We start from the raw sequence: 25,655 nt of genomic DNA, 5'->3' as shown, positions 1-25,655 counted from the left end.
CGATCAGTGGCCGGTCTTCAATTGGGCCCACAGGCGGTTCTGGAGGCGCAGGATGTCGGCCGGCATCGGCTTCATCAGCACCATTTTCTTCAGCACGTCTTCCGGCGGGTAGACGGTCGGATCCTGCGCGACGCCCGGCGTGACGAACTGGTGCGCGGCCTTGTTCGCGGTCGGATAGAACACCGTGTTGGTGATCGCCGCGTTGACCTTCGGATCGGACACGTAGTTGATCCACTTCAGTGCGGCCTCGGGGTGCGGTGCATCCTTCGGGATCACCATCACGTCAAACCACAGCAGGCCGCCTTCCTTCGGGTTCGAGAACTTGATGTCGTACGAACGCTTCGCTTCGGCCGAGCGGCGATGCGCGATGCCGACGTCGCCCGACCAGCCGAGCGCGACGCACACGTCGTTGTTCGCGAGGTCGTTGATGTAGCCGGACGAGTTGAACTGGGTGATGTACGGGCGGACTTTCTTCAGGACTTCGAAGGCTGCCTGGTAATCGCCGGGGTTCTTGCTGTTCGGATCCTTGCCCATGTACTGCAGCGTGGCGGCGAACACGTCGACGGCCTGGTCGAGGAACGACACGCCGCAGCCCTTCAGCTTTTCCATGTTGGCCGGGTCGAACACCAGTGCCCAGCTGTCGACCGGCGCCTTGTCGCCGAGTGCCTTCTTCACCGCCTGCGCGTTGTAGCCGATGCCGTCCGTGCCGTAGGCCCAGGGCACGCCGTACTGGTTGCCCGGATCGGCGTCGGAGATCATCTTCATCAGCAGCGGATCGAGGTTCGCGAGGTTCGGCAGCTTCGACTTGTCGAGCTTCTGGTACACGCCGGCCTGGATCTGCTTGGCCATGTAGTTCGACGTCGGCACGACGATGTCGTAGCCCGAACTGCCGGCAAGCAGCTTCGCCTGAAGCGTGTCGTCGCTGTCGTAGTTGTCGTACTTGACGTGGATGCCCGTCTGCTTCTGGAAGTTCGGGATCGTGTCCGGTGCGATGTAGTCGGACCAGTTGTAGACGTTCAGGTCCTCGGCATGCGCCGACGGACTGGCGACTGACGTGAACGCTGCCGCGGCGGCGAGGGCGGCAACAGAACAGGCTTGGCGAAGAAAGCAGGCACGCATGGTGGAATTCCCCTGGTTATGGGGCGTGCGGCGCCCGCCGCACGCCTGTAGGCAAAGCCGTTACGAAATACCCAGTTGCTGGGCGGTTGCATCGACGGCCTTCTTTGCCTTCGACACGAGTTCATCGATTTCCTGGCGCGTGATCACGAGCGGCGGCGACAGCAGCATCCGGTCGCCGGTCGCACGCATGATCAGGTTGCCGTTGAAGCAGAAGTCGCGGCAGATCGTGCCGACGTCGCCGCCGTTCGCGAAGCGACGGCGATCGGCCGGCGATTCGGCGAGCTGCAGGCTCGCGACGAGGCCGTGACCGTGCACCTCGCCGACGATGGGGTGACGCGCGAAGGTCTCGCGCATCAGCGCCTGGAAGTACGGGCCGGTGTCGTTCTTCACGCGCTCGACGATCCCTTCGTCGCGCAGCAGCTTCAGGTTCGCGACCGCGACGGCCGCCGCCACCGGGTGGCCTGAGTACGTGAGCCCGTGATTGAATTCGCCGTTGTCGATGATCGGCCGCGCCACACGCTCGTGAATGCCGACCGCGCCCATCGGCACGTAGCCCGACGTGAGGCCCTTGGCCATCGTGATCAGATCCGGCTCGAAGCCGAAGTGCTGGTGCGCGAACCATTCGCCGGTCCGGCCGAAGCCGCCGATCACCTCGTCGGCCACGAGCAGGATGTCGTACTTGCGGCAGATCCGCTGGATTTCCGGCCAGTACGTCGACGGCGGGAAGATCACGCCGCCCGCGCCCTGGAACGGCTCGCCGATGAACGCGGCGACGTTCTCCGCGCCGAGTTCGAGAATCTTCGCTTCGAGCTGCTGCGCGCGGGCGAGGCCGAACGCTTCCGGCGTTTCGCCCGGCTGCGCTTCGCCGAAGAAATACGGCTGGTCGATGTGCACGATGTGCTCGACCTTCGACGGCATCTGCTCGTGCATGTAGCCCATCCCGCCGAGCGTGCCGCCTGCGATCGTCGAGCCGTGGTAGCCGTTCTTGCGCGAGATCACGTATTTCTTCTGCGGCTTGCCCTGCACGCGCCAGTACTGGTGCACGAGGCGCAGCACGGTGTCGTTGCCTTCCGAGCCGCTGTTGCAATAGAAGAAGTGGTTGAAGCCGGCCGGCGTGACTTCCGCGAGCATCGCGGAGAGTTCGATCACCGGCGGGTGCGTGGTCTTGAAGAACGTGTTGTAGAACGGCAGTTCCTGCAGCTGGCGATACGCGGCGTCGGCGAGTTCCTTGCGGCCGTAGCCGACGTTCACGCACCACAGGCCGGCCATCCCGTCGATCACCTTGTTGCCTTCCGAATCCCACAGGTAGACGCCGTCGGCCTTCACGATCACGCGGCTGCCGGCGCGGTTCAGCGCGCCCATGTCCGAGAACGGGTGGATGTGGTGCGCGGCGTCGAGCGCGCGGTATTCGGCGGTCGTGCGTGCCTGTGCTGCGCGCGGCGCGGCGGCCGGCGCGGCCGGCTGGATCCAGGCAGATTCGTTGCGGTAAGTCATGTTTCCTCCGTGATTCCGTATTCGGTTGTGCGCGCGTTTAAACGTGCAGCAGCAGATGGCGGCGTTCCCACGAGCTGATCACGCGGAAGAACGCTTCGTATTCGGTTTCCTTCAGCGCGAAATACGCCTTCAGGAACTTGTGGCCGAGGATCTCGCCGAGCGGTTCGCACGCGGCCATCAGCGTCAGCCCTTCCTCGAGGTTGCGCGGCAACTGGTACGGCAGGTCGTAGCCGTCGCTGACGAGCGGCTCGGTCGGCTCCAGGCGCTGCGTCATGCCGAGGTAGCCGGCCGCGAGCGTCGCGGCAAGCGCGAGGTACGGGTTGCAGTCGACGCCCGGGATGCGGTTCTCGATGCGGCGTGCCGACGGGCCCGAGTGCGGGATGCGGAAGCCGACCGTGCGGTTGTCGTAGCCCCACTGCACGTTGATCGGCGCGGCCATGAAGCGCGACAGCCGGCGGTACGAGTTGATGTACGGCGCGAAGATCGGCATCAGCGCCGGCGTGTACTTCTGCAGCCCCGCGAGGTAGTTGTAGAACATCGACGTTGCGCCGCCGGTTTCCTGCGACGTGAACAGGTTCTGGCCCGTCTCCTCGTCGACGATGCTCTGGTGCACGTGCATCGCCGAACCCGGTTCGTCTTCCATCGGCTTGGCCATGAACGTCGCGTACATGTTGTGACGCAGCGCGGCCTCGCGCACCGTGCGCTTGAACAGGAACACCTGGTCGGCCAGCGACAGCGCGTCGCCGTGCATGAAGTTGATCTCCATCTGCGCGGCGCCGACTTCGTGGATCAGCGTGTCGATGTCGAGGTTCTGTGCCTCGCAGTACTCGTAGATGTCCTCGAACAGCGGGTCGAACTCGTTGACGGCCTCGATCGAATACGACTGGCGGCCCGTTTCGGGGCGGCCCGTGCGGCCGACCGGCGGACGCAGCGGCAGGTCCGGGTCCTTGTTCATGTCGACGAGGTAGAACTCGAGTTCCGGTGCGACGACCGGCTTCCAGCCCTTCGCCTTGTACAGGTCGAGCACGCGGCGCAGCACGTAGCGCGGCGAAATCTCGACCGGCGAGCCGTCGAAGTGCACGCAGTCGTGGATCACCTGGGCGGTCGGGTCGATGGCCCACGGGATCAGGCGGATCGTCGATTCGTCGGGCACGCACACCATGTCGGGGTCGGTCACGCCGGTGAGCGAGCCGTCTTCCGGATATTCGCCGGTGACGGTCTGCACCATCACGGCTTGCGGCAGGCGCATCGATTCGCCGGAGGTGAATTTGTTGCGCGGCGTGATCTTGCCGCGCGCGATGCCGGCCATGTCGGGAATGATCGCCTCGACTTCGGTGATCCGGTGTTGCTTCAGAAAGCTTTCGATGTCTTGCATGTCTGTTCTCGTTGGTTTGGGTCGGCGCGCTCAGGCGAGCGCGGCGGCGGCCATGGCGCGCGTGCGGGCAGTGCGGCGGGCGCGGCAGGCTTCGCCGAAGGCGCGGAAGATCGCGCTCGACAGCGGGTCCTGCGCATGGCGCCATTCGGGGTGCCACTGCACGGCGAGTGCGAAAGCCGGTGCGTCGACGACACTCACGGCCTCGATCAGGCCGTCCGGTGCGACGGCTTCGACGGCGAGGCCGGAGCCGAGCTGCGCGATGCCCTGTTTGTGCAGCGAGTTCACGAGCACTTCGTCGCGGCCGCCGGCGAGTGCGTGCAGCTTGCCGCCGGGCGTCAGGCGCACGACGTGCGCGGGGCCGTATTGCGTGTCCATCGGCGCATCGTCGTCCTCGCGGTGATCGGCGAGGCCCGGCACTTCATGCACGCGCTGGTGCAGCGTGCCGCCGCAGACGACGTTCAGCTCCTGGAAGCCGCGGCAGACGGCCAGCACGGGCACGCCCGCGGCGATCGCGGCGCGCAGCAGCGGCAACGTCGTCGCATCGCGTGCCGGGTCGTGCTTCGTGCCGGGCGCGCTCGGTTCGCCGCCATACAGGTGCGGCTCGACGTTCGAGTAGCTGCCGGTAAACAGCAGCCCGTCGACCGTGGCGAGCACGTCGTCGACCGACTGGCGCTCGCCGAGCGCGGGCAGCACCATCGCGAACGCGTGCGCGCCGTCGACGATCGCGGCGACGTATTTGTCGCCGATCGTGTGCGACGCGTGTGCGCCGATTTGCGTGAGGTCGGCGGTGAGGCCGACGAGGGGTTTCCTTTCCATGACGTCAATCAGTTATCCGGAGGGTTGTTGCGTGCATCTCGCCGGACGGCGCGAAACGCAGACGTGCAACAGCCCCGCAGCCTGGCGCAAAGCGCAAGGCCGCTGGTGAATGGGCGCAACGGGATGGCGTGGCGATCCGCGCTGCGCGCGACGATCAGGCCGTCGTTCGTTTCATTGCGACACGCGACGCGGCAACGAATGCGCGAACGCGTTCCGTCACCGCACGGACCATGCGGTTGGCGAATCGGCAGACGAAACGAACGACGTTAAGAAAGGAGAGGCGCTATGGCAGCAGCGACGCCACTTCGTCGGTATCGACGGCGACGAATGCGCGTGCGGATACGGCGTTGTGGCGCCGAACGGAACGACGGGACAGGATGGTGTAGATCGACAGATGCTGCAGGCGAGGACTATGCCAGCCGCAACTGCCATCGGAAGGGGATGCCGCGCTGCGCGAACTTCGCGCCACGCTTCGATCCCACCTCACCAGAGGGCCACGGACTCTCACGATTACACTCGACTGGGTTGTTGAAAGTATTGAACACCCGATCTTCTCGACGCGCTGGGCGTTTAAAATAATCAAGGCGCCGGTTATGCGTCATTTACATTGATGGGCATCAATTTTTGCGTTGCAATAACGCTTTTTGCTGCCTGTGAAAACTAAATGACGCTGACCTGAGAGCCAGCATATACGAGCCAAAAACGGCGTCAAATGTTTTTTAACGGTCCTGCATCAGGGGTTTCCCGAGCAGTGCGAACAAAAGATTCGCAAACGGAATAGTCGGCGAGGTGTTCATTATTTCGAACGCCTTTCAGGGTTTTCCCCGCTGATCTGCGGCATAAAGTGATTAGAATATTCAACGGCTGTCCACTGCGTCGTTTCACTTTGTCACCGCACTTATCGTGTCCGAAACCGAATCGATGTCCACCGAAGTCGCCGAGCGCCTGCGCTTCGTGCGCAACAAGCATGGCCTGTCGCAGCGCGAACTCGCGAAGCGGGCCGGCGTGACCAACGGCACGATCTCGCTGATCGAGCAGGGTCGCGTGAGCCCGTCGGTCGGCTCGCTGAAGAAGCTGCTCGAATGCATACCGATGAGTCTTGCGGAGTTCTTCACGTTCGAGCTCGTCGAGTCGCGCTCGGTCGTCTCGCGTCGTGACGAGATGCCGAACCTCGGCAACGACACGCTCGCGTTTCATCTGGTGGGCGCGAGCGTGAAGGACCGCAACATGTGCATCCTGCGCGAGGTCTATCAGCCGCACGCCGACACGGGGCCCGAGATGCTCGTGCACGCGGGGCACGAGGGCGGTGTCGTCGTGTCGGGCCGGCTCGAGCTGACCGTCGACGGCGCGACGTGGCTGCTCGACCCCGGAGACGGCTACTACTTCGAAAGCCGTTTGCCGCACCGTTTTCGCAATCCCAGCGCGGAACTGATCTGCGAGGTCGTCTCGGCCAATTCGCCGGCGACCTTCTGACCGCGCGTCACCCCATTCGCTGACGGCCGGCCGCGCGCCAGGCACGCGGCGTGCCGCATCGCGAATGTCACAACATTGAGGCATCCTGATGAACAAGTTGACTTTGGCTGACTGGCAGGACAAGGCGGCGTCGCTCAAGATCGATGGGCGCGCATTCATCGACGGCGCGTCGCGCGATGCGCATGGCGGCAAGACGTTCGACTGCGTGAGCCCGATCGACGGCCGCGTACTGGCGAAGGTCGCCGAGTGCGGCGAAGCCGACGTGAACGCAGCCGTCGCGGCTGCACGCCGCGCGTTCGATGCGGGCGTATGGGCCGGCCTGAACCCGCGCGCGCGCAAGGCCGTGCTGCTGCGCTGGGCCGCGCTGATGCGCGAGCATCTCGACGAACTGTCGTTGCTCGAGACGCTCGATGCGGGCAAGCCGATCGGCGACACGACGACGGTCGACGTACCGGGCGCCGCGTACTGCGTCGAATGGTTCGCGGAAGCGATTGACAAGGTCGGCGGCGAGGTCGCGCCGGCCGATCATCATCTGGTCGGGCTCGTCACGCGCGAGCCGGTCGGCGTGGTCGCGGCCGTCGTGCCTTGGAACTTCCCGATCCTGATGGCCGCGTGGAAATTCGGCCCCGCGCTCGCGGCCGGCAACAGCGTCGTGCTGAAGCCGTCGGAGAAATCGCCACTGACCGCGATCCGCGTCGCGCAGCTCGCGTTCGAAGCCGGCATCCCGGCCGGCGTGTTCAACGTCGTGCCGGGCGCGGGCGAACCGGGCAAGCTGCTCGCGCTGCATCGCGACGTGGACTGCATCGCGTTCACGGGCTCGACGGCCGTCGGCAAGCTGATCATGCAGTACGCGGCGCAGTCGAACCTGAAGCGCGCATGGCTCGAACTCGGCGGCAAGTCGCCGAACATCGTGCTGCCCGATTGCCCCGATCTCGACCGTGCCGCGCAAACGGCGGCCGGCGCGATCTTCTACAACATGGGCGAGATGTGCACGGCCGGTTCGCGGCTGCTCGTGCATCGCGACATCAAGGACGCATTCATCGAGAAGCTCGTGGCGGCCGCGCGTGCGTACGTGCCGGGCAATCCGCTCGATCCGTCGGTGTCGATGGGCGCGATTGTCGACGGCGTCCAGCTCGAGCGCGTGCTCGGTTATATCGAGGCGGGGCGCGGCGAAGGCAGGCTCGTCACGGGCGGTGCGCGCGTGAAGGAGGAGACGGGCGGCTTCTACGTCGAGCCAACAGTGTTCGAGGTGAAACCCGATGCGAAGATCGCACGCGAGGAAATCTTCGGGCCCGTGCTGTCGGTGATTGTGTTCGACGATGTCGACGAAGCGGTGCGGATCGCGAACGACACCGAATACGGGCTGGCTGCGGCCGTGTGGACGTCGAACCTGACGACCGCGCACGACGTGTCGCGCCGGTTGCGTGCGGGGACGGTGTGGGTGAACTGCTACGACGAGGGGGGCGACATGAACTTCCCGTTCGGCGGCTACAAGCAGTCGGGCAACGGCCGCGACAAGTCGCTGCATGCGCTCGAGAAATACACCGAGCTGAAGTCGACGCTGATCCGGCTGCGCTGACGCGCGGCCATGCACGGGCGCATCGCCGTTCGGCGGTGCGCCCGCCATCCCGGGCGCGCGTCAGGCGGTGCGCAGCGCGGGGTGGAAGCCGGCGGCTTCGATGATCGACTGCACGCGTTCGGCGCCTTGCGCCGATTCGACCTTGACGATCTTCGCCGCGACGTCGATGTCGAGCTTCGCGGCGGGATCGGCAGCCGTCACCGCGCGCGTGATTGCATTGGCGCAGCCGCCGCAGGTCATGTCCTGGACTTCGAATTCCATCGTGTTCTCCTGAGTTGACGATTGACGAACACCGTCAGCATGAAGTTTGCCATGGTGGGAAGGTCAAGCGTTGTGTGCAGGATACCGTGCGGCCGATGACGCGTCAGGCCGTGGTCGGACGAATCGGTGCACCGCCGCGCAGGCGGTCGGTGTTTGGCCCGATTGACCGTTGCCGTGCGGCGTCGCGCATCGGGAAAAGCCTTTCGGGACAACGTGCTGCGAAACGATGTGAAGCACTATTTCCATGGTGGCAACACGGGCATTCGATGTGGAAATGCGAATCGATCTTACTATCGATTCCCCTCAAGATCCGTTCTCCGTTTCCGACCATGAATCGTTTTGCTTTCGGCTTCGCGCTGGCCCTGCTGGGCGCATCGGCAACGTCCGCATTCGCTGCCGACGACGTCGTCAACCTGACCCTGAAGGACCACAAGTTTTCGCCCGATGGCGTGACGATTCCCGCCGGCAAGAAGGTGAAATTCGTCGTGAAGAACCTCGACGCGACGCCCGCGGAATTCGAGAGCGACGACTTCAAAGCGGAGAAGGTCATTCCCGCCGGCAAGTCGGTCGAGATCCTGATCGGGCCGCTGAAGGCCGGGACCTACGAGTTCCACGACGAGTATCACGAAGCGCAGTCGAAGACGCACCTGACCGTCAAGTAAGCGGATACCGACATGCTGTCGACTGCCCTGATCGTTTTTCGTGAAGTGCTCGAGGCCGCGCTGGTGGTCTCGATCGTGATGGCCGCCACGAAGGGCGTGCCGCGACGCGGCTGGTGGGTGAGCGGCGGGCTGGCCGGCGGCGTGATCGGCGCCGGCCTGATCGCGGCGTTCGCCGACGTGATCTCGCAGTGGGCGTCCGGCATGGGGCAGGAAGTCTTCAACGCGGGCGTGATGTTCGTCGCGACGCTGATGCTCGCGTGGCACTGCATCTGGATGAGCCGGCACGGCCGCGAGATGGCGCTGCACATGGGCGAAGTCGGCCGGGCCGTCGCGGCCGGCAGCCGGCCGCTGACGGGCCTCGCCATCGTGGTCGGTGTCGCGGTGCTGCGCGAAGGTTCCGAGGCCGTGCTGTTCCTCTACGGGATCGCGGCCGGCGATCCGGGACAGACGCCGCAGATGATCGCCGGCGGGCTGCTCGGCGTGCTCGGCGGCGCCGGGCTCGGCTACGCGATGTATGCGGGCCTGCTGCAGATTCCGTTGAAGCGCCTGTTCTCCGTCACCAACGCGCTGATCGTGCTGCTCGCGGCAGGCATGGCGAGCCAGTGCGTCGGCTTCCTGCTGGCCGCGGGGCTCGTGCCGTCGTGGGGCGATGCGATCTGGGACACGTCGTGGCTGCTCAAGGAATCGAGCATCGTCGGCAAGGCACTGCATACGCTGATCGGCTATACCGCGCGTCCGGCGGGCATCCAGATCGCCGCGTATGTCGGGACGCTGGTGGCGATCGTCGGGCTGACGCGGCTCGTCGGCCGGCCGCAGGAGACGGTGAGGCCGCCACGGGCCACCGCCTGAATATCCGGGTTCGAATGCAAGAAGGGGCGTCGATGACGCCCCTTCTTGCATGTGCGATTCGCGATCGGTATGTGCGCGCTGGCGCGGCCGGATCAGCGGTGGTTATCGATCCAGGCGCGCGCCCATTCGAGCCCCGCATTGCGCGCGTCGTCTTCGGTATCGAACACGCCGAGCACACCGGACGCTTCGACGAGCCGGTTGTTCTGCGTGATCGTGCCGCTCGCCGCGAAGCGATCGGGCTGCATGATCTCGTCCTGCTGCAGGATCGCATGGCCCCAGATCTGGTAGCCGTGGTAGGTCTGCGCTTCCATTATCGAGTCACCTCCGCGGAGCGGCCGTGCGTGCCGACCTGCAGCACGTTGCCGTCCGGCGTGTATTGACGCGGGATGTTGGAGAAGTTTAGCGCGTGCGTCTCGTCGGCGCCGGCAGGGTGCATCACCGTGAGGCGGCCCGGCGCAGGCTGCGCGACGGGGCGCGGTGCGGCTGGCGTTTCAGTCGCGGTTGCGGCCGGGTGATGCGAACCGGCTTTCACGGCTTGCGCGACACGGCGCTTGTGCGGCTTCGCGGCGGTTTTCGGCGTGACGCTCGCGTGCTTCTCCGCGCTCTTGCCGGTGCGCGCATCGGCGCCCGTGCGCGCGGCCGGTGCACGGGCATCCGGCATACGGGCATCCGGCGTACGTGCCGCCGGATGTCGCGCCTCGGGCGGGTTCCAGACCTCGACGTAATGCTCGGCGGCCCAGCCCGTCGACGCGAACGTCAGCGCCAGCAAACCGCATCCAATCAGTCTTACCATTGTCTCTCCGTCTGTCTCAGCGGCGCGCCTGGCCGGCCGCGCCTGGCCGGCCGCGCCGATCGGCGGCCAGCCTTATTCCACCGTCACCGATTTCGCGAGGTTCCGCGGCTTGTCGACGTCGGTGCCGCGCGCGCATGCGGTGTGATACGCGAGCAGCTGCAGCGGTACGACGTGGAGGATCGGCGACAGTTGACCGTAGTGCTCCGGCATCCGGATCACGTGGAGGCCGTCGTCGTTGACGATCTGCGTATCGGCATCGGCGAACACATACAGCTCGCCGCCGCGCGCACGCACTTCCTGCATGTTCGACTTCAGCTTCTCGAGCAGCGTGTCGTTCGGCGCGACCGTGACGACCGGCATCGCTTCCGTGACGAGCGCGAGCGGCCCATGCTTCAGTTCGCCGGCCGGATAGGCCTCGGCGTGGATGTACGAGATTTCCTTCAGCTTCAGCGCGCCTTCCAGCGCGATCGGGTAGTGCAGCCCGCGGCCGAGGAACAGCGCGTTTTCCTTGCGCGCGAATTCTTCCGACCACGCGATGATCTGCGGCTCGAGCGCAAGCACGCTGTTCAACGCGGCCGGCAGGTGGCGCAGCTGCTTCAGGAATTCGGCTTCCTGCACGGCGTCGACGTGCCCGCGCAGCTTGCCGAGCGTCGCGGCCAGCACGAACAGCGCGACGAGCTGGGTCGTGAACGCCTTCGTCGACGCGACGCCGATCTCGGTGCCCGCATGCGTCAGGAACTGCATTTCGGTCAGGCGCACCATCGCGCTCGTCGCGACGTTGCAGACCGCGAGCGTATGCGCGTGGCCGAGCGACTGCGCATGCTTGAGCGCCGCGAGCGTATCGGCCGTCTCGCCCGACTGCGAGATCACGAGCACGAGCTGGCGCGGGTTCGGCACCGATTCGCGGTAGCGGTACTCGCTCGCGATCTCGACCTGGGTCGGGATCTTCGCGATCGATTCGAGCCAGTACTTCGCGGTGAGCCCCGAGTAGTAGCTCGTGCCGCACGCGAGGATCAGCAGGCTGTCGATCTCCGCGAACGCGGCGGGCGCGGCGTCGCCGAACAGCGTCGCGTCGAAGGCTTCCGTCTGCGGCACGGTATCGCTGATCGCGCGCGGCTGTTCGAAGATTTCCTTCTGCATGAAGTGGCGATACGGGCCGAGCTCGACCGCGCCGCCGTATGCGCTGACCACGCGGATCTCGCGCTGCACGGTGGCGCCATGTCGATCGACGATCTTCACACCGTCGAGCGACAGCTCGCACATGTCGCCTTCCTCGAGGAACGTGAAATGGTCGGTGCTGCCCGCGAGCGCGAGCGCATCGGACGCGAGGAAGTTCTCGCCGTCGCCATGGCCGACGACGAGCGGCGAACCCTGGCGCGCGCCGACGACGGTATGCGGCTGGTCCTTGTGGATCACGGCGATCGCATACGCGCCATGCAACTGCTGCACGGCTTCGCGCACGGCGTCGAACAGGTTGCCGCGATACAGGCTGTGCACGAGGTGGGCAATCACCTCGGTGTCGGTCTGCGACACGAATTCGTAGCCCTTCGCGCGCAGCGCTTCGCGCAGCGTCTCGAAGTTCTCGATGATGCCGTTATGGACGAGCGCAAGCGCGTTCGACGAGAAGATCGGGTGCGCGTTGTGCGTGACGGGCGCGCCGTGCGTGGCCCAGCGCGTGTGCGCGATGCCCGTCGTGCCTTCGAGGTGCGATTCCTGCACCTGCGCGTCGAGATCGGCGACGCGCGCGACGCTGCGCGCGCGCTTCGGTGCGCCCGGCTCGAGCACGGCGACGCCGCACGAGTCGTAGCCACGGTATTCGAGGCGCCGCAATCCTTCGATCAGCACCGGAACGATATTACGCTGCGCAACTGCGCCGACAATGCCGCACATGAATGGTCAATCCTGTAAGTCGACGCGGGCGCCGCCGGGGCGCCCGCAAAAGGTTCAGCTCTTCTTCTTGACCGGGCGAACGTAGCCGCTCTTCGCGGTCTGGGTCTTCTCGTTCAACGCGAGCACGCCGTCGGCCACGTCCTTCCAGATCGTCGTGCCTGCGGCGATCGTCACGCCGCGGCCGACGCGCACGGGCGCGACGAGCTGCGTGTCGGAGCCGACGAACACGTCGTCCTCGATCACGGTACGGAACTTGTTCGCGCCGTCGTAGTTGCAGGTGATCGTGCCCGCGCCGATGTTCACGCGCGCGCCGATGTCGGCGTCGCCGATGTACGTGAGGTGGTTCGCCTTCGAGCCGTGGCCGATCACCGCGTTCTTCACCTCGACGAAGTTGCCGACGTGCGCTTCGTCCGCGAGCTGCGCGCCGGGGCGCAGTCGCGCGTACGGGCCGATCACGGTGTGCGCGCCGAGCGTGGCGCCGTCGATGTGCGTGAACGCGTCGATGCGCGTGCCCGCGCCGACCGACGCGTTGCGGATCACGCAGTTCGCGCCGACCGTCACGTTGTCGGCGAGCGTCACGTTGCCTTCGAACACGCAGTTCACGTCGATCGACACGTCGCGGCCGCAGCGCAGCGTGCCGCGCACGTCGAGGCGCGCCGGATCGGCGAGCGTGACGCCGTCGACGAGCAGCGCATCGGCGATATTGCGCTGGTGGATGCGCTCGAGTTCCGCGAGCTGCGCCTTGCTGTTCACGCCGAGCGTTTCCCATTCCTCGTCGGGCTGCGCGGTGACGACCTCGAAACCGGCCTCGATCGCGAGTTCGACGACGTCGGTCAGGTAGTACTCGCCCTGCGCGTTCTCGTTCTTCAGCGCGCCGAGCCACATCGACAGCTGGGCCGTCGGCGTGACGATGATGCCGGTGTTGATCTCGGCGATCTTCAGCTCGTCCGGCGATGCGTCCTTCTGCTCGACGATGCGCGTGACGAAGCCCGATGCATCGCGCACGATGCGGCCGTAGCCGGTCGGATCGTCGAGCGTGACGGTCAGAATCCCGTAGCGGCCCTCGCGCGCGGCATCGACGAGACGCTGCAGCGTCGACGCGCGGGTGAGCGGCACGTCGCCGTACAGCACGAGCGTCGGTTGCGCGGGATCGAGGAGCGGCAGCGCCTGGCGCACCGCGTGGCCAGTGCCGAGCTGCTCGGCCTGCACCGCGAACTGGACGTCGGGCGCGGCGACAGCGGCCTCGACCTGCTCGGCGCCGTGACCGACGACGACGACCAGCCGGGACGGCTGCAGCGTGCGCGCGGTGTCGATGACGTGGGAGAGGAGCGGCCTGCCGGCCAGGGGGTGAAGCACTTTCGGCAGCGCGGAACGCATGCGCTTGCCAGTGCCTGCCGCCAAAATCACGATATTCATGGCGCCAGCTAGTTTGAGGAGTTCGAAGCCGACCATTTTAGCATGCGGCCCCCGTCGTTCCGGGCCTGCTGCGGCGCGGCAGCAACGCCGGAACGGGCGGCTGGCGCGCCGTTCCGGCAGGGGTTCGGGCCCCGTTTACAGGTCGTCGAACTGGACGATCGAAATCGGCTTGGCGGTGCCCGACACGGCGGCGGCGTCGCCCGATGCGCACGGTTCTTCGTCGAACGCGATGTCGCCTTGCGGATCAGCTTCGCCCGTCGCGCGCAGCGACTGGAACGGGTACAGCGTGGTGTCCATCAGGTGCGACGGCACGACCTTCGCGAGCGCGTTGAACATGTTCTCGACGCGGCCCGGGAAGCGCTTGTCCCAGTCGCGGATCAGCGCCTTCATTTCCGCGCGCTTCAGGTTCGGCTGGCTGCCGCACAGGTTGCACGGGATGATCGGGAATTCGCGCAGCTCCGCGTATTTCTCGAGGTCGGTTTCCTTTACGTACGCGAGCGGGCGGATCACGATGTTCTTGCCGTCGTCCGACTGCAGCTTCGGCGGCATCCCCTTCAGCTTGCCGCCGTAGAACATGTTGAGCAGCAGTGTCTGCACGATGTCGTCGCGGTGGTGGCCGAGCGCGATCTTGGTCGCGCCGAGCTCGCCGGCCACGCGGTACAGGATCCCGCGGCGCAGCCGCGAGCACAGCGAGCAGGTCGTCTTGCCTTCGGGCACGAGCCGCTTGACGATGCTGTAGGTATCCTGGTTCTCGATGTGGAACGGCACGCCGACCTGCTTCAGGTACTCGGGCAGCACGTGCTCGGGGAAGCCCGGCTGCTTCTGGTCGAGGTTCACCGCGACGATGTCGAAATCGATCGGCGCGCGCTCGCGCAGGCGCAGCAGCACGTCGAGCATCGCGTAGCTGTCCTTGCCGCCCGACAGGCACACCATCACCTTGTCGCCCTGCTCGATCATGTTGTAGTCGCCGATCGCCTGGCCGACCTGGCGCACGATCCGCTTGTACAGCTTGTTGTTCTCGTACGCTTCCTTCTGCTCGCGGCGCGTCAGCGCCTGGCGGCCGGCCGGGGCGGCGTCGTCGAGGGTGGCGGCATCGGCCGCCGTGTCATTCATGTGGGGGGCGTTCATGCGCGCTCCTCGTCCTTGATGCGAAAGACTTCGACGCCGACGGCGTCGCAGTCCGGATAGGCGTCCGGTTTCTCGGTACAGACGCGTACCGCGCGCACGGCAGCGTGCGCCAGCAGGTGCGCGGCGATCGCGTCGCACAGCGTTTCCTGCAGATGGATGTGGCCGCGCGCCACGCACTGCGCGACGCTCTGCTTCATCAGGTCGTAGTCGACGACTTCATGCAGCCGGTCGTCGACGGGGGTGGACAGCGCGAGCGGCACGAACAGGTCGACGTTGATGACGACGCGCTGCTCGCCGCGCTTCTCGTGTTCGAAGGCCCCGATGTTGATGTGCACCTCGTAGTCGCGCAGGTAGAGCCTGCGGCAATCCGCGAGGCGGGGGTGCAGGAGAGCGGAAAACATGGTCGTCCCAGTCAAATTGGCGTGCGCGCACGCAAAGCGGCGCGGGCGGCGGCAGTCAGGCCGCGCGATCCGCGCAGTTCATTCATTCGGGCCGGCGGCGGGCGGCACGAGGTGCTCGCCGCCGTCGACGGTCAGCGTCGCGCCCGTGACGCCGGGCGCGCTTGCGAGATAGCAGGCGGCCGCCGCGATGTCGTCCGCGTGCGGCGCGTGGCCGCGCACGAGCGCCGCGACCCGCACCTTGGGCGCAAGCGCCACCGCCAGCGCGGACGTCGCGCGGTTCAGCGCGGCCTGCATCAGCGCGTGAGACAGCTGCGCCGGTGCCGGGTGAAACAGGGCCTGATCCAGCACGTGGATCGCGCACGCGCGCAGCGCTTCACGCTCGCGCGCGGCGTCGGGTGTTGCATCGGCGAGCGCGCGGGCCAGCGCGAGCGGCGCCGTCACGTTGCGCGCGAGCGCGCCGGCGAGCGACGCGGCGTCCACCGTCTGCGCGTCGTCGTCGCCCGCGCTGGCGCTGACGAACACCGCGCACGCGGGCCGGCCGAGCGCTTCGCCGCACGCGGCGACGAGCGCGGTCGCATCGGCTTCCAGGGCCAGATCGGCGTCGAGCACGGCCGCGCGGCGGCCGAGCGCCGCGACTTCGGCGACGAGCGCATCGGCGGCCGCGCGCGGCGCGCCTTGGCTGCGCTGCAGCGCGACGTCCCAGCCGCGGCGCGCGAAACCGGTCGCGAGCGCACGGCCGATCGACGCGGCGTCGGCCGCGCTGCCCAGGGCGCCCGTGACGAGCACCACGCGCGGGGTCGACGTATCGGCTGAAACGGTCATTTACAATGCCGGGATGAACCCGAAAGCTCACGAACCCGCTAGTTTACCTGCTCCCGGCCCTGACGCGCTCGCGCAGTCCGAAACCCTTGCCGCGCAACTGCGCGACGAGATCGCGGCGGCCGGCGGCTGGCTGCCGTTCGACCGCTTTATGGAGCGCGCGCTGTATGCGCCGGGCCTCGGCTATTACAGCGGCGGCGCACGCAAGTTCGGGCGCCGCGCCGACGACGGCAGCGACTTCGTCACCGCGCCCGAGCTGTCGCCGTTGTTCGCGCAGACGCTCGCGCAACCGGTCGCGGAAGCGCTCGCGGCGAGCGATACGCGCCGCGTGATGGAATTCGGCGCCGGCACGGGCAAGCTCGCGGCCGGGCTGCTCGCCGCGCTCGACGCGCAGGGCGTCGAACTCGACGAATACCTGATCGTCGACCTGTCCGGCGAGCTGCGCGAACGGCAGCGCGACACGATCGAGGCCGCCGCGCCGGCGCTCGCCGCGAAGGTGCGCTGGCTCGACGCGCTGCCCGAACGGTTCGACGGCGTCGTGGTCGGCAACGAGGTGCTCGATGCGATGCCCGTGCGGCTGTTCGCGAAGGCGGGCGGCGCATGGCAAGAGCGCGGTGTCGCGCTCGACGCGCGCCAGGCGTTCGTGTTCGACGACCGACCCGCCGCGCCGGCCGGCCTGCCGCCGGTGCTCGCGGGTTTCGACGACGCGCACGACGGTTACGTGACCGAGACGCACGAGGCCGCGCTGGCGTTCACGCGCACCGTCTGCACGATGCTCGGGCGCGGCGCGGTGCTGCTGGTCGACTACGGCTTTCCGGCGCACGAGTACTACCATCCGCAGCGCGACCGCGGCACGCTGATGTGCCACTACCGCCACCATGCACACGACGACCCGTTCCTGTACCCGGGGCTGCAGGACATCACCGCACACGTCGAATTCACCGGCATCTACGACGCGGCTGTCGCGACCGGCGCCGACCTGCTCGGCTACACGTCGCAGGCGCGCTTCCTGCTGAACGCGGGCATTACCGACGCGCTGGCCGCGATCGATCCGTCCGACATCCACGCGTTCCTGCCGGCCGCGAACGCGGTGCAGAAGCTGATCTCGGAAGCCGAAATGGGCGAACTGTTCAAGGTGATCGCGTTCTCGCGCGGTATCGACGGCACGCTCGACGCGTTCGCGCGCGGCGACCGCTCGCACGCACTCTGACGGGAGCCCCGCATGCTGCGCTGGCTGTTGACGACGTTCATCGCGGTGATGATCCTGACGCGCTGCTGGCCGTGGCTCGGCAAGCTCGGCATCGGGCGGATGCCGGGCGACGTCACGCTGACGCTCGGCGGGCGGCGCTACCCGTTCCCGTTCATGTCGACGCTGGTGCTGACGATGCTGCTATCGATGGTGGTGCGGCTGCTCTGAGCCGCGCCGAAAAGGGGGGGGCGCGTTACAGCTCGATCTCGCCGAGGATCCGGTGCGCGAGCGCCTTCGCCTCGTCGAACGCCTCTTCCTCGCTGGGGCTCGTCGAGTGGACGTCGTAACGTGTGTTCTCGGTGTCGTCCCCGTCGTCGCGCGCGAGGATCACGTAACCCTGGAACTGCCCGTTGCCCGCATGCTGGGTATGCGCCTTGGCCGTGTAGATGCCTTTCGTGAACGTGTTCGTGTCCATCGTGCTCTCCCGCAAAAGGACACTTCATCGTAGCACTGCGGCGCAACATGTACAGCGTCGCTTATCGGTGACCGAACAGTGTCCGGTCACCGTCTTTCCCTCAGCGTTCGATCAGTGCGACGACCTCGTCGAGCGTCGGCGCATGCGCGCCCGTATGCCGGCACGCGGCGGCGCCGGCCGCCAGCGCGAACACGAGATGCTCGCGCCACGTGCGCTGCGGCGCGGCCATCAGGCTGAACAGCATGCCGCCGATCGATGCATCGCCCGCGCCGACGGTGTCGGCCACCTCGACGCGCGGCGGGCTGGCCTCGTGCACGTCGCCGTCCGCGTAGAGCGTCGCGGCCTGCGCGCCGCGCGTGACGAGAACGGCCGCGCGCGGGTTCAGCGCACGCACCGCCGCGATCGCGTCGGGGCCGTCGCCGCCGAACAGGTGCCGCAGGTCTTCGTCGGACACCTTGATCAGGTCGGCGAGCGCCGCCATTTTCTCCAGCGTCGGCCGGTACGCGGCCGTCATCAGGTTCCGCACGTTCGGATCGAAGCTGATCTTCACGCCGCGTGCGTGCAGATCGGCCGCGAGCGCGGCCAACGTGCCTGCGAGCGGCTCGCGCACGAGGCTGATGCAGCCAAAATGCGCCCATTTCACGTGGCCGGTCCAGCCGGCCGGCAGCCGCGCGGGATCGAACGCGAGATCGGCGCTCGCTTCGCCGATGAAGAAGTACGCGGGCGGGCGCGTCTCGTGGACGATCGCGAGCAGCGGCGGCCGTGCGACGCGCTGCAGGAAACGCAGGTCGAGCCCGGCTGCTTCGCTCGTGCGCCACAGTTCGTCGGAGAAGCAGTCTTCGCCGATCGAACCCGCGAGCGCGCTCGGCACGCCGAGCCGCGCGACCGCGCGCGCGACGTTCCAGCCGGCGCCGCCCGGCACCGAGGTCCATTGCGCATCGCCCGCGCGCACCATGTCGGTCAGGATGTCGCCCGCCGACACGAAAGCCGGAAACGTGCCGCCGCTCATTGCGTCGGCTCGCTGCGTGCGGTGTGCGCGAGGGTCGCGAGCACGTCGTAGCACGCGCCCATCGTGTGATAGTCGGTCTTGCCGGCCGGGCTCTTCTCGTCGCTGTACTTGCGGTTGTCGCAGGTGAGGATCCGGTACCACGCGCCGTAGCGGTGATCGACGAAATGCGTCCAGCTGTAGCGCCAGATCTCGTCGTACCAGTCCCAGAAGCGTTCGCTGCCGGTGCGCGCGCCGAGCATCGCGGCCGCCGCGAAGGTTTCCGCCTGCACCCAGAAGTACTTGTTGTGGTCGCAGATCGTGAAGTCGGGGCCGAAGCCGTAGTACAGGCCGCCGTGATCGGCGTCCCATGCATGCGTGAGCGCCGCGTCGAACAGCTCGGCCGCGCGCGGCACGAGCCAGTCGAGCGGGCGGTGCCGCTCGAGGATCAGCAGCAGCTTCGCCCATTCGGTCTGGTGCCCGGGCTGGAAGCCCCACGGGCGAAAGATGTTCGAGCTGTCTTCCTTGTTGTAGTCCCAGTCGACCGACCAGTCCGCATGGTAGTGCTCCCACACGAGCCCGCCCGACAGCGCGGCCTGGCGCTGCGTGACGTGGGACGCGAGCTTTTCCGCGCGATCGAGGTACGTGAGATGGCCGGTCGCCTCGTAGGCGGCGAGCAGCGCCTCGGTCATGTGCATGTTCGCGTTCTGGCCGCGGTACGACGACACGATCCAGTTCGGCGTCGCGTCGTCCGCATACAGGCCCGCGGCCGCATCCCAGAAGCGGTGCTCGGCCAGCTCGTAGGTCGCCGCGATCAGCGGGCGCGCCTCGTCGATGCCGGCCATCGTCGCGTGCGAGGCCGCGAGCAGCACGAACGCGAGCCCGTAGCAGTGGCGCGTGCCGTCAAGCGTCTCGCGCTTCGCGCCGTCGCGCCAGTCGAGTTCCCAGTCGTAGCCCTGCAGTTCGGCATCCCAGTGCGCGTCGCGCAGGAAGCGCAGCCCGTGGCGCGCGTATTCCAGGTGGCGCGGATCGCCGAAATGCCGGTATGCCATCGCGTAGTTGAAGACGAACCGGCAGCTGCTGACGAGGTGGCGCGATGTGCGGTTGTAGATGCTGCCGTCGTCGCGGAAGTAATGGTAGAAGCCGCCGGTCGGATCGAACGCGTTGGTCGCGTAGAAGCGCAGCGTGTCCTCGATGTGCGACAGCAGGAACGACGGATCGCGGAAGCTCGCGACGAACGGTGCGGCTTGCGTGTGGGCGGCCGGCGCGGCCGTGCAGGGTTGGACCGGGGGCATGTTCATGATTCGTTGGCCATTGCGGTATCGAGTGCCGGGGAGGCGGCGGGCTGGCTGCTGGCCCGCACGATCAGCTCGACGGGCAGGGAGATCTCGGTGCGCTCGGGCGAGTCGGCGAGCAGCAACTCGACGCCGCGGCGGCCGAGCGCTTCCTTGTCGACCGCGAGCGTCGTGAGCGGCGGGCTCGCGTGCGCGGCGGCCGGGATGTTGTCGAAGCCGACGATCGCGATGTCGTCCGGAATCCGCAGGCCGCGCGCGGTGCACACGCGCTGCGCGGCGAGCGCGGCCGCGTCGTTGTACGCGAACACGGCTTCGGGGCGCGGGCCCGGCGCGTCGAGCAGTTGCTCCATCGCACGCGAGGCGCCCGTGTCGGGGTCGAGCCCCGCGTCGATCGTCACCTCGTAGGCGGGATCGAACAGTCGCCCGGCTTCGAAGAACGCGCGCCGGTAGCCGATCGCGCGCTGCGCGATGCTGTAGTGCGCGGGCGAGCCGCCGATGAACGCGATCCGCGTGCGGCCGGTGGCGAGCAGGTGGCGCATCGCGAGCGCGGCACCCGTCGCGTTGTCGATGTTGACCGAACGCAGCCCGGGCGCCCACAGGTCGATCAGCACGAGCGGCCGGCCGGTCGCAGCCAGCGCCTCGATCGTCTCGGGCTCGATGAAGCCGGCGACCGCGATCGCGTCGGGCGCGTGCGGGCGCATCTGGCGCAGCACGTCGTCGTTCGGGCCGACCGTCAGCAGCGTCGGCACGATGCCGCGCTCGCGGCACGCGTCCTCGACGCCGTGCAGCACGTGCGAGAAGAACGGGCTGGCGGGAAAGCGGTTGTGCTGGCGGTGCAGCAGGAAGGTGAGCCGGCGGATGCGCGGCCGCAACTGGGCGGGATCGTAGCCGAGCTGCTGCGCGATCTCGACGATGCGCGCACGCGTGGCTTCGGACAGGCCCGGCTGGTTCTTCAGTGCACGGGAGACGGTGCCGATCGAGACCTCGGCCGCCCGCGCCACATCGCGAATGGTCGTACCCATCGTTGGTTCGGGGTCCGGTTTGTTTAGGGTGGAAGCGATTGTATAGTAAAACGCATTGCGGAATTCGGGCCGGATAGCCGGGGAATACCCGCGAATAACGGGTTTTTAAGCGCTAATCTGCGAAAACGCCGTTACTAAAAATACTAAACAAAACACGAAAAAGGCAAGGTGAGTGTGCGGGTGCCGGGCGGCGCGCCGCGGGCGGGAGGTGGGCGGAACGCGAGTGTGCTTCGCGTGTCCGGGCGGTGTGCGTGGCGGCCTGCGCGGGCAGGCCGGAAGCCGGTGCACAACGATCCCGCTGTCCGGCCGGTGAGCCTCGGCCGCCATTGCGCGGCGCGCAGCGTGTCCCCGCGAACGCCGGCCGTGTGCCGTTCAGCCCACGGCCGCGGCGGGCGGTTCGCCGCGATGGCGCAGCGCGGCGCGGCCGGCGTCGAGATCGACGACCGCCAGCCCGTCCGGCTGCTGTTTCGCGCGCCGTTTCGCGAGCGCCGCGACCGATGCGATCTCGTCGCTGCCGTAGCGTTGGGCGCCGTGCGCGCCGGCCGGCACGCCGACCGCGCCGATCGCCATCGTCACGAAGCCGAAGAACGCCGGGTTGCCGTGGCGGTCCTCGCCGTGCAGCCCGCCCGCCTGCCGGTCGGCCTGCGTGTAGAAGAGCTGCGCGCCGTCGTTGAAGCGCGCGATCGCGTCGGCGGCGCGTTCGCGCCAGTCGTCGCGCTGGAACAGCACGAGGAAATCGTCGCCGCCGACGTGGCCGAGAAAGTCGCGCTGCGGATCGCACACGCCGGCCAGCACCGTCGCGGCGAACTTCAGCACCTCGTCGCCCTGCCAGTAGCCGTACTGGTCGTTGAACGGCTTGAACTGGTTCAGGTCGACGTAGCACGCATGAAAGCCCGCGTCGCGCTGCAGCAGCCGGTCGATGTGCGCGGTGATCGGAATGTTGCCGGGCAGGAACGTCAGCGGATTCGCGTAGCGCGCGGCCTCGATGCGCATCTCGGTCACCGCGCGCACCAGGCTTTCTCCGGTGCCGAGCCCGACGTAGCGGCCGTGTTCGGTGATCACGAAGCCATCCGCGAGATAACGCTGGTCGTGGCTCGCGAGCAGCGTCGCGAGCTGCTCGAACGTCGTCGCGTTGTCGATCATCAGCGGCGCGTCGTTCGCGAACTGCAGGCACGGTTTCTTCCCGAACACCTCACGGTGATACGGCAGCGCGAAGCGGTCCATGAAGCCGCGGCGATTCACGAGCGCGACGGGCCGGCCGCGTTCGACGAGCGCGACCGCGTGCAGGTCGGGCATCCGGTTGAACAGGTCGAGCACGTCGTTGCTGGTCGCGTCGCGCGACAGGGCCGGCGCGGGAACCAGCATCTTCCCGGCGATCGTGCCGGCCGGCCGCACCGAGCGCGTCGCGCCGGGAAATACCGCGATGTGCGGCGCGCGGATCGCATCGCGCGCGGCCGGCGCGACGACCCGCGACGGCTGCGCGTTCGGCCGGCCGAGCAGGAAGCCCTGCACGCAGCAGATGCCCATGTCGCGCACGACGATCAGGTCGCATTCGTTCTCGATGCCTTCCGCGATCAGTTGCGCGCCGCTGGCCTGCGCGAAGTGCTGCATCGCCTTCACGGCCTCGAATTTGAGCGGGTCGCGCGCGATGTCGTGGATGAAGAAGCGGTCGATCTTGACGACGTCCGGATGCAGGCGCAGCCACAGGTTCATGCTCGCGTTCGCGGTGCCGTAGTCGTCGAGCGCGAACTGGATGCCGGCGTCGCGCAGCGAGGCGACTGCCGGGCCGATGTGCGCGACATCGGGAATCGTGTTCTGCTCGGTGAGCTCGATCACGATGCGCTCGGCGCCGACCCGCGCGCGGCCGAGGAACTGGCGTGCGCGCTCGCGTTCGCTGGCGAGCTTGAGGATCGTTCCGGCGCTGAAATTGAGGAACAGCTTGCCGTCGCAGCCGAGCGCCGCGAACGCATCGAGGCAGGTGAGCGCGGCAGCCTGCTCGAGTGCGATGGTCTCGCCTTCGCGCGCGGCCTGCGCGAACAGCGCGGCGGGCGGCTCGAGGTCGGTGCCGCGCGGGCCCCGGATCAGCCCTTCGTAACCGACGACCGTCCCCGACCCGAGGTCGACGATCGGCTGGAAGACGGCCGCGAGCGCGCGATCCGCGATCAGGCGCGTGGTGCGGGCGGCAGCGGAGTCGGGGTGGGGCGCGGGCATGGGCGAGGGCAGCCGAATCGACGGGACGCCCGGCTTAACGGCACCGCTCGCGGGGAATTGAATGAAGATTTCGTGACGCGATGGGCGCTGATGGTGCATCGCGCCCGGGGGGCTTGTCGGTGCGCGGTTGGACGAGTGGTACGACGGTATGACGGGAAGGTGGAAGGTGGAAGGCGGAAGGCGGAAGGCGGAAGGCGGAAGGCGGAAGGCGGAAGGCGGAAGGCGGAAGGCGGAAGGCGGAAGGTGGGAGGTGGGAGGCGGGAGGCGGGAGGCGGGAGGCGGGAGGCGGGAGGCGGGAGGCGGGAGGCGGAGGGCGGAGGGCGGAGGGCGGAACGCCGGGACGGCGCCACCCGATGGCCGTCCCGCCGCTCTGATCGTCAGCGCTTGCCCGCGCTCAGCGCGCCGGGCGCGGACGTCGCGTCGCCCTCGTCGTGCTCGCCGCTCATGTCGCGCGCACCCCAGCGCTGCGCGAGCGCCGCGCACGCCATCAGCTGGATCTGGTGGAACAGCATCAGCGGCAGCACGACCGCGCCGACCGCGTTCGCCGAGAAGATCACCTTCGCCATCGGGACGCCGGCCGCGAGGCTCTTCTTCGATCCGCAGAAGATGATCGTGATCTGGTCGGCGCGGTTGAAGCCGAGCCGCTTGCTGACGAATGCGGTCAGCAGCAGCGCGATCGCGAGCAGCACGAGGTTGACGACGAGCAGGCCGCCGAGCGCGCGCGGCGGAATCTGGTGCCACAGGCCCTCGTTGACGGCTTCGCTGAATGCGACGTAGACGACCAGCAGGATCGAGCCCTGGTCGACGAAGCGCAGCACGCCGCGATTGCGGTCGATCCAGCCGCCGATCACGGGCCGCAGCAACTGGCCGGCGATGAACGGCACGAGCAATTGCATGACGATGCTGCCGACCGTGCTCCACGGCGACGCCGCGCCGGCCGACTGCGATGTGATCATCAGCCCGACGAGCGCTGGCGTGACGAAGATCCCGAGCAGGCTCGACGCGGAGGCCGCGCACACGGCGGCCGGCACGTTGCCCTTCGCGATCGACGTGAACGCGATCGACGACTGGACCGTCGACGGCAGTGTGCACAGGAACAGCACGCCCGCGTACAGCGTGGGCGTGACGAGCGGCTGCAGCACGGGTTTCAGTGCAAGGCCGAGCAGCGGGAACAGCGCGAACGTGCTGAGCAGCACGACCGCGTGCAGCCGCCAGTGGGTCGCACCCGCGACGACGGCTTCGCGCGACAGCTTCGCGCCGTGCAGGAAGAACAGCAGGCCGACGGCGATGTTGGTCGCCCAGTTGAACGCGTGGGCGGCCGGGCCGCGGCAGGGCAGGAGGCTCGCGAGCACGACGGTGCCGACGAGCGCGAGCGTGAAGTTGTCGGGAAGAAAACGGGGACGGGCCATCGGGAACTCGATTCGGAAACGACAAAGGCGCGCGTCGCGCGCGCGGATGGCGTCATTGTCCCGGTTGACGATTCACTACACAAATTCATTGTGGGAATCGATTAATGAATCGATTGCATGCGGCAGCGGCCGCCGCACCGGCCCGACGATGCGCAAAACGGCAGAAAAATGTTCTGTCGCGATCGCACCCTGAAGTGAAAAAACCTAGCAGTAACATGGTGTTACACCGATGCCCGCGACATAACACTTTTTGGCTCGACACGGTTTCGGGCCGCTCATAAATTACTGCTGAAAGCCTTGGGCCGACCGAAAGGAGCCGGCGGCGGGCGTGGACAGGCACGGAACGATGACGGAACGGGTGAAACGGAAGATCGGACGATGGTTGGCAGGCGTGCTCGGCGCGTTGCTGATGCCGCTCGCGCTCGCCCAGCCACCCCACGGCGGCGGTCATGGGTTCGGCGGCCACGGCTTCGGTGGCGGCGACATGCGTGCATACGGTCAGCCCAATGGCGGCGGGCCGGTCTGGCGCCGCGTTCCACCCCCTGCAGGCGTGCGTCCCGGCGGCGTGAGCAGCTACGGTTCCCGCTGGGGGCTGCGGCCGACGCCGTCGTACGGCCATTACGCCGCGCAAAGCCCGTATCGCCCGATCAGTGCCGACGCGCGCCAGATGCCGCGGCCTCCGGGCGGTGGCAACGTGCCGCTGCGTGCCGGTTCGATCCGCGCCGACGTCGCGCGCTACAACGAGGAGCGCGGCGGCCGTCCGATGCCGCCGCCCCGCTCGCAGGAAGAGCCTGCGCACTCGCCGTATTTCTCCCCGTTCTACCGAAACTGAGCGCCCCGGCGCTATAGGGCCGGTTCCCGTTATTAGCGGGAACAGGCCCTAGCCCCCGCCGGCTGATGCGAATTCGCCACAGTCGCGCGCAGATTTCCGCTGATTTTCCCGCCACATTGCGCTATCTTTCGCGCCCGGCACGCGTATGCCACGCGGCCGCCC

At 67.7% G+C, this 25,655-nt stretch carries 26 protein-coding genes; 7 read left to right on the top strand and 19 right to left on the bottom strand.

The features are described 5' to 3' along the window. Window positions 1-3: 3 nt before the first annotated feature. From KEC55_RS15645 to KEC55_RS15625, 5 genes are all read right to left on the bottom strand, one after another. Window positions 4-1,119, bottom strand: coding sequence for a polyamine ABC transporter substrate-binding protein (locus KEC55_RS15645; RefSeq protein ID WP_166962640.1), 1,116 nt, complete (start codon window positions 1,117-1,119; stop codon window positions 4-6). Window positions 1,120-1,179: 60 nt separating this feature from the next. After that, window positions 1,180-2,613, bottom strand: a complete 1,434-nt coding sequence (locus tag KEC55_RS15640) for an aspartate aminotransferase family protein (protein ID WP_282506126.1) — start codon at window positions 2,611-2,613, stop codon at window positions 1,180-1,182. A gap of 37 nt (window positions 2,614-2,650) precedes the next feature. Further along, window positions 2,651-3,988: a glutamine synthetase family protein gene (locus KEC55_RS15635; RefSeq protein ID WP_166962644.1), complete on the bottom strand. Its 1,338-nt coding sequence runs from the start codon at window positions 3,986-3,988 to the stop codon at window positions 2,651-2,653. A gap of 30 nt (window positions 3,989-4,018) precedes the next feature. Beyond that, complete coding sequence (locus KEC55_RS15630; RefSeq protein WP_282506125.1) at window positions 4,019-4,804, bottom strand: gamma-glutamyl-gamma-aminobutyrate hydrolase family protein; 786 nt, start codon at window positions 4,802-4,804, stop codon at window positions 4,019-4,021. 283 nt (window positions 4,805-5,087) lie between these two features. After that, entirely contained in the window at window positions 5,088-5,312 is a 225-nt protein-coding gene (locus KEC55_RS15625; protein ID WP_072437498.1) for a hypothetical protein, read from the bottom strand. A 413-nt stretch (window positions 5,313-5,725) separates the two neighbouring features. On the opposite strand from KEC55_RS15625, the gene KEC55_RS15620 reads away from it, so the two are divergent. Beyond that, the gene (locus KEC55_RS15620; RefSeq protein ID WP_176049483.1) at window positions 5,726-6,277 is read left to right on the top strand and encodes a cupin domain-containing protein; all 552 of its coding nucleotides are present in this window, start codon (window positions 5,726-5,728) and stop codon (window positions 6,275-6,277) included. An 88-nt stretch (window positions 6,278-6,365) separates the two neighbouring features. Continuing rightward, the gene (locus tag KEC55_RS15615) at window positions 6,366-7,856 is read left to right on the top strand and encodes an aldehyde dehydrogenase (protein WP_282506124.1); all 1,491 of its coding nucleotides are present in this window, start codon (window positions 6,366-6,368) and stop codon (window positions 7,854-7,856) included. 60 nt (window positions 7,857-7,916) lie between these two features. Here KEC55_RS15615 and KEC55_RS15610 read toward each other — a convergent pair whose 3' ends face one another. Then, window positions 7,917-8,117, bottom strand: coding sequence for a heavy-metal-associated domain-containing protein (locus tag KEC55_RS15610; protein WP_021162112.1), 201 nt, complete (start codon window positions 8,115-8,117; stop codon window positions 7,917-7,919). A 329-nt stretch (window positions 8,118-8,446) separates the two neighbouring features. Here KEC55_RS15610 and KEC55_RS15605 point away from each other — a divergent pair, with 329 nt between their 5' ends. Together KEC55_RS15605 and KEC55_RS15600 are read left to right on the top strand one after the other, a co-directional pair. Then, window positions 8,447-8,779 carry a cupredoxin domain-containing protein gene (locus KEC55_RS15605; RefSeq protein WP_282506123.1) on the top strand — a complete coding sequence of 111 codons (333 nt, stop codon included), beginning with the start codon at window positions 8,447-8,449 and terminating at the stop codon, window positions 8,777-8,779. 12 nt (window positions 8,780-8,791) lie between these two features. After that, window positions 8,792-9,628, top strand: coding sequence for an FTR1 family iron permease (locus tag KEC55_RS15600; RefSeq protein WP_282506122.1), 837 nt, complete (start codon window positions 8,792-8,794; stop codon window positions 9,626-9,628). A gap of 92 nt (window positions 9,629-9,720) precedes the next feature. On the opposite strand, the gene KEC55_RS15595 is transcribed toward KEC55_RS15600, so the two are convergent. From KEC55_RS15595 to KEC55_RS15565, 7 genes are all read right to left on the bottom strand, one after another. Next, on the bottom strand, window positions 9,721-9,939 hold the full coding sequence (locus tag KEC55_RS15595; RefSeq protein WP_176049487.1) for a hypothetical protein: 219 nt from the start codon (window positions 9,937-9,939) through the stop codon (window positions 9,721-9,723). Then, a complete protein-coding gene (locus KEC55_RS15590; RefSeq protein ID WP_282506121.1) occupies window positions 9,939-10,421 on the bottom strand; it encodes a hypothetical protein in 483 nt (160 codons plus the stop codon). Before KEC55_RS15590 ends, KEC55_RS15595 begins: the two co-directional genes overlap by 1 nt. A gap of 72 nt (window positions 10,422-10,493) precedes the next feature. Next, window positions 10,494-12,311 (bottom strand): glutamine--fructose-6-phosphate transaminase (isomerizing), encoded by a 1,818-nt coding sequence (gene glmS / locus KEC55_RS15585; protein WP_282506120.1) that lies wholly within the window; start codon window positions 12,309-12,311, stop codon window positions 10,494-10,496. Window positions 12,312-12,365: 54 nt separating this feature from the next. Beyond that, complete coding sequence (gene glmU, locus KEC55_RS15580) at window positions 12,366-13,727, bottom strand: bifunctional UDP-N-acetylglucosamine diphosphorylase/glucosamine-1-phosphate N-acetyltransferase GlmU (protein ID WP_282506119.1); 1,362 nt, start codon at window positions 13,725-13,727, stop codon at window positions 12,366-12,368. A gap of 135 nt (window positions 13,728-13,862) precedes the next feature. After that, window positions 13,863-14,855 (bottom strand): tRNA 2-thiocytidine(32) synthetase TtcA, encoded by a 993-nt coding sequence (gene ttcA / locus KEC55_RS15575; protein ID WP_282506118.1) that lies wholly within the window; start codon window positions 14,853-14,855, stop codon window positions 13,863-13,865. After that, complete coding sequence (locus KEC55_RS15570) at window positions 14,852-15,256, bottom strand: dihydroneopterin aldolase (RefSeq protein ID WP_176049492.1); 405 nt, start codon at window positions 15,254-15,256, stop codon at window positions 14,852-14,854. Before KEC55_RS15570 ends, ttcA begins: the two co-directional genes overlap by 4 nt. Before the next feature lie 78 nt (window positions 15,257-15,334). Continuing rightward, the gene (locus KEC55_RS15565) at window positions 15,335-16,078 is read right to left on the bottom strand and encodes an SDR family oxidoreductase (RefSeq protein WP_282506117.1); all 744 of its coding nucleotides are present in this window, start codon (window positions 16,076-16,078) and stop codon (window positions 15,335-15,337) included. Window positions 16,079-16,091: 13 nt separating this feature from the next. On the opposite strand from KEC55_RS15565, the gene KEC55_RS15560 reads away from it, so the two are divergent. Together KEC55_RS15560 and KEC55_RS15555 are read left to right on the top strand one after the other, a co-directional pair. Further along, the gene (locus KEC55_RS15560) at window positions 16,092-17,285 is read left to right on the top strand and encodes a class I SAM-dependent methyltransferase (RefSeq protein ID WP_282506116.1); all 1,194 of its coding nucleotides are present in this window, start codon (window positions 16,092-16,094) and stop codon (window positions 17,283-17,285) included. A 12-nt stretch (window positions 17,286-17,297) separates the two neighbouring features. Beyond that, on the top strand, window positions 17,298-17,492 hold the full coding sequence (locus KEC55_RS15555; protein WP_282506115.1) for a DUF2905 domain-containing protein: 195 nt from the start codon (window positions 17,298-17,300) through the stop codon (window positions 17,490-17,492). 25 nt (window positions 17,493-17,517) lie between these two features. On the opposite strand, the gene KEC55_RS15550 is transcribed toward KEC55_RS15555, so the two are convergent. The 6 genes from KEC55_RS15550 to KEC55_RS15525 form a co-directional block, all read right to left on the bottom strand. Then, a complete protein-coding gene (locus KEC55_RS15550; RefSeq protein ID WP_011353424.1) occupies window positions 17,518-17,739 on the bottom strand; it encodes a hypothetical protein in 222 nt (73 codons plus the stop codon). 100 nt (window positions 17,740-17,839) lie between these two features. Then, window positions 17,840-18,748, bottom strand: a complete 909-nt coding sequence (locus tag KEC55_RS15545) for a carbohydrate kinase family protein (protein ID WP_282506114.1) — start codon at window positions 18,746-18,748, stop codon at window positions 17,840-17,842. Beyond that, the gene (locus KEC55_RS15540) at window positions 18,745-20,025 is read right to left on the bottom strand and encodes an AGE family epimerase/isomerase (protein WP_282506113.1); all 1,281 of its coding nucleotides are present in this window, start codon (window positions 20,023-20,025) and stop codon (window positions 18,745-18,747) included. Before KEC55_RS15540 ends, KEC55_RS15545 begins: the two co-directional genes overlap by 4 nt. Then, on the bottom strand, window positions 20,022-21,041 hold the full coding sequence (locus tag KEC55_RS15535; RefSeq protein ID WP_282506112.1) for a LacI family DNA-binding transcriptional regulator: 1,020 nt from the start codon (window positions 21,039-21,041) through the stop codon (window positions 20,022-20,024). The genes KEC55_RS15540 and KEC55_RS15535 overlap by 4 nt, the downstream gene beginning before the upstream one ends. A 372-nt stretch (window positions 21,042-21,413) precedes the next feature. Beyond that, window positions 21,414-23,252, bottom strand: coding sequence for a phosphodiesterase (locus KEC55_RS15530; protein WP_282506111.1), 1,839 nt, complete (start codon window positions 23,250-23,252; stop codon window positions 21,414-21,416). A gap of 377 nt (window positions 23,253-23,629) precedes the next feature. Continuing rightward, complete coding sequence (locus tag KEC55_RS15525) at window positions 23,630-24,661, bottom strand: bile acid:sodium symporter family protein (RefSeq protein ID WP_282506110.1); 1,032 nt, start codon at window positions 24,659-24,661, stop codon at window positions 23,630-23,632. A gap of 346 nt (window positions 24,662-25,007) precedes the next feature. Between KEC55_RS15525 and KEC55_RS15520 the strand changes: the two genes are divergently transcribed. After that, entirely contained in the window at window positions 25,008-25,493 is a 486-nt protein-coding gene (locus tag KEC55_RS15520; protein WP_282506109.1) for a peptide-binding protein, read from the top strand. Window positions 25,494-25,655 lie beyond the last annotated feature (162 nt).

The sequence above is a fragment of the Burkholderia cepacia genome (genome assembly GCF_029962485.1).
Taxonomy (GTDB): domain Bacteria; phylum Pseudomonadota; class Gammaproteobacteria; order Burkholderiales; family Burkholderiaceae; genus Burkholderia.
Note: the sequence above shows the minus strand (reverse complement) of the source record. Positions and strands in the feature narration are given on the sequence as shown.